The organism is Mesorhizobium sp. M7A.F.Ca.CA.002.09.1.1 (assembly GCF_003998555.1).
Taxonomy (GTDB): Bacteria; Pseudomonadota; Alphaproteobacteria; order Rhizobiales; family Rhizobiaceae; genus Mesorhizobium; species Mesorhizobium ciceri.
This window is the reverse complement of record NZ_RZRR01000721.1, coordinates 1-2,955: the sequence shown is the minus strand read 5'-3', so window position 1 is coordinate 2,955 and position 2,955 is coordinate 1. Positions and strand designations below refer to the sequence as shown.

3 protein-coding genes and 1 pseudogene are annotated in these 2,955 nt (G+C 64.1%); 2 read left to right on the top strand and 2 right to left on the bottom strand.

The window, feature by feature from the left end:
* Positions 1 to 35: 35 nt before the first annotated feature.
* On the top strand, positions 36 to 320 hold the full coding sequence (locus EN994_RS25100) for an SCP2 sterol-binding domain-containing protein (RefSeq protein ID WP_013529756.1): 285 nt from the start codon (positions 36 to 38) through the stop codon (positions 318 to 320).
* 95 nt (positions 321 to 415) lie between these two features.
* Here EN994_RS25100 and EN994_RS25095 read toward each other — a convergent pair whose 3' ends face one another.
* Entirely contained in the window at positions 416 to 985 is a 570-nt protein-coding gene (locus EN994_RS25095) for an N-acetyltransferase (protein WP_063168935.1), read from the bottom strand.
* A gap of 153 nt (positions 986 to 1,138) precedes the next feature.
* Positions 1,139 to 2,272, bottom strand: a complete 1,134-nt coding sequence (gene odc2 / locus EN994_RS25090) for an ornithine/lysine decarboxylase (RefSeq protein ID WP_024502712.1) — start codon at positions 2,270 to 2,272, stop codon at positions 1,139 to 1,141.
* A 540-nt stretch (positions 2,273 to 2,812) separates the two neighbouring features.
* Between odc2 and EN994_RS36345 the strand changes: the two are divergent.
* Positions 2,813 to 2,955: pseudogene (locus EN994_RS36345) on the top strand (amidase); the annotation flags it as partial.

Below are 2,955 nucleotides of genomic sequence, written 5' to 3'. Positions count from 1 at the left end.
TTGCGAGACAGATGCAACCAGACAAGGAGAACAGCGTGAGCGTTCAGGAGATTGCCGAGAAGATCAAGTCGCGCGTGGCCAGCAGCGGGTTCGATCGTTCCGTGAAATTCGACACCGGCAGCGACGGCGTCATCGTCATCGACGGCGCAACCGTCTCGAACACCGATGCACCCACCGACTGCACCATCAAGCTCTCGCTCGACGATCTCGATTCGCTGATCGCTGGCGACCTGAACCCGACAATGGCGTTCATGACCGGCAAGATAAAGGTCGAAGGCGACATGACCGTTGCCATGGCGCTCAGCCAGCTGATCGGCTGAAGGCATGCAGGCGCCCAAGGTGGCGCCCACCAATCGCGAAAAAACGCCGCCTTTTCGGGCGGCGTTTTTGCATGAAATGCTGGCGGCTTCGTATCTCAGGCCGCCGATATCAATTCCTGCGCCTTCAGCTTGCGGCCGGCCGCCCTCAGCGTGCCGTGCACGCCGTCAAGCGCGCCTTCCACCAGTTCCAGCGCCAGCAGGCGGTGCCGCTCATAGGGTCCCGGCATGGCAAGCGAACCGGTCTTCTCGGCCGAGAAGCCGAAGCGCGCGTAATAGGGCGCATCGCCGACCAGAAGGATCGCGGCATGGCCAAGACGTGCCGCCTCGGCGATGGCATGGCGCATCAGGGCCGAGCCGATGCCGGCGTTCTTGAGCGACGGATCGACGGCAAGCGGGCCAAGCAGCAGCGCAGCCGCACCGCCCTCGCCCAGCCTGACGTCCCACAGCCGCACGGTGCCGGCGACGCCGCCCGAGCCATCGCGGGCGACGAAGACCAGGCCTTCCGAGGGCCGCCGGCCACGCCGCAGCTTCTCCGACGACTTTTTCCTGCGCTTCGGCCCCATCGCCCGATCGAGCAACGCCTCGCGCGCCGCAACATCGGCGGCGGTTTCGGCAACCATCACAAAGGCCGGTGCGTGGCCCCCAATTTCAACTGGCATTTCCATTTCCGTAATCCCTGGCGAGCGGAGATCTGTTCCACAGGCGAGCCCGGGTGGACGAAAGTCGCCCACCTGGGATGATCTGATCGGCTCTCTCAGCGCATTTTCAGGCGAAGTTGTGTCCGGTTCGCCGTTCGAAAATGCGCTGAGCAAGCGCCGTCAGATCACGTAGGATCGGAGAGGCTCGAAGCCGTTGAAGGCGACCGCCGAGTAGGTGGTCGTGTAGGCGCCGGTGCCTTCGATCAGCACCTCGTCGCCGATGGTCAGCGACAAAGGCAGCAGATAGGGCGTCTTCTCGTACATCACGTCGGCCGAATCGCAGGTCGGGCCGGCGAGCACGCAAGGTGCGGTCTCCGTGCCGTCATGCGCGGTGACGATCGGGTAGCGGATCGCCTCGTCCATCGTCTCGGCCAGGCCGCCGAACTTGCCGATGTCGAGGAACACCCAGCGCACATTGTCGTTGGCGGCCTTCTTCGAGATCAGCACGACTTCCGACTTGATGACGCCGGCATTGCCGACCATGCCACGGCCCGGCTCGATGATGGTCTCCGGAATGGCATTGCCGAAATGCTTGCGCAGCGCCGAGAAGATCGCCTGGCCATAGGCCTGGGCGGCCGGCACGTCACGCAGATAGCGCGTCGGGAAACCACCGCCCATATTGACCATCTTCAAGACGATGCCTTCCTCGGCGAGCGTCGCGAACACCACCTTGGCGTCGGCCAGCGCGCGGTCCCAGGCGGTCAGGTCGGTCTGCTGCGAGCCGACATGGAACGACACGCCATAGGCGTCGAGGCCGAGCCCCTTGGCATGGCGCAGCACGTCGACGGCCATCGCCGGCACGCAGCCGAACTTGCGCGACAGCGGCCACTCGGCGCCCTCGCCATCGGTCAGCACGCGGCAGAACACGCGCGCACCGGGCGCGACGCGGGCGATCTTCTCGACCTCTTCGACGCAATCGACGGCGAACAGGCGGATGCCGAGCTGGTAGGCGCGTGCGATGTCACGCTCCTTCTTGATGGTGTTGCCGAAGGAGATGCGGTCCGCCGGTGCACCAGCGTCCATCGCCATCTCGACTTCGGCAACGGAAGCGGTGTCGAAGGACGAGCCCATCGCAGCAAGCAGGCGCAGGATTTCCGGCGCCGGGTTTGCTTTCACCGCATAGTAGATCCTGGAATCGGGCAGCGCCTTCTCGAAGGCGCGGAAATTGTCGCGCACGACATCGAGGTCGACGACGAGGCAGGGGCCGGTCGGACGTCGGGTGGCGAGGAAGTCAAGGATGCGCTGGGTGGCCATCGGGGTCTCTCCATCAGCGCCTTTCGGCGCGCAATAAGGCTGCGGGACGCGGGCTGTCGGCCTCGCGAACTCGCGGTGGACAAAGGCGGGACGGAAATCCATGGAACCAGCCGGTGGAGACCCCGGAACCATGAAGCGCCGTCTCGCGGCGGTGAACCTTGGCCTTGCCCGGCCTCGGTTCGCTTTGTCTGCCTTGGCTTGGATGGGAGACCCGTCCGCACTGCCGGCAATGAAGGTGTGCCTCTTCAGTAACCCCGGTTTTTGGACAACCGGCAGAACACCAGAAAGGCCCGCACCGTCGTTGCTTCAAGGTGTCCTCGGGCTGGCGGTTGGCCGCTAGACCGACTGGAGGGGTTGGCTCCAGTTACCTTACCGATTTCCCTCACCATTCGAGGATCGGCGGACACCCACAGGCACGTGCGACTTTGGGCAAGCGCGATATAAGGGCGAAGACTTTCACAATCAATAAAAATCGTATCGCAGGTTGTAAAATTTCTGGCGTCGAACAATGTTGCGGCAACCGTATCCGGATATCGAACGATGACAGGCACGCACGGCCCTCTCAACGCCTTTCTCGATCTTCGCCAGATGCCCGTGGCACATGCCCAGCTCGGCCCGTTGGCCGGCCTGCGGCTGGCCGTCAAGGACATATACGACGTCGCCGGCTACCGCACCGGTTGCGG

Coding starts and splice junctions, on each gene's coding strand:
- odc2 (WP_024502712.1), bottom strand. CDS start 2,272: ATGGCCACCCAGCGCATCCTTGACTTCCTCGCCACCCGACGTCCGACC.
- EN994_RS25095 (WP_063168935.1), bottom strand. CDS start 985: ATGGAAATGCCAGTTGAAATTGGGGGCCACGCACCGGCCTTTGTGATG.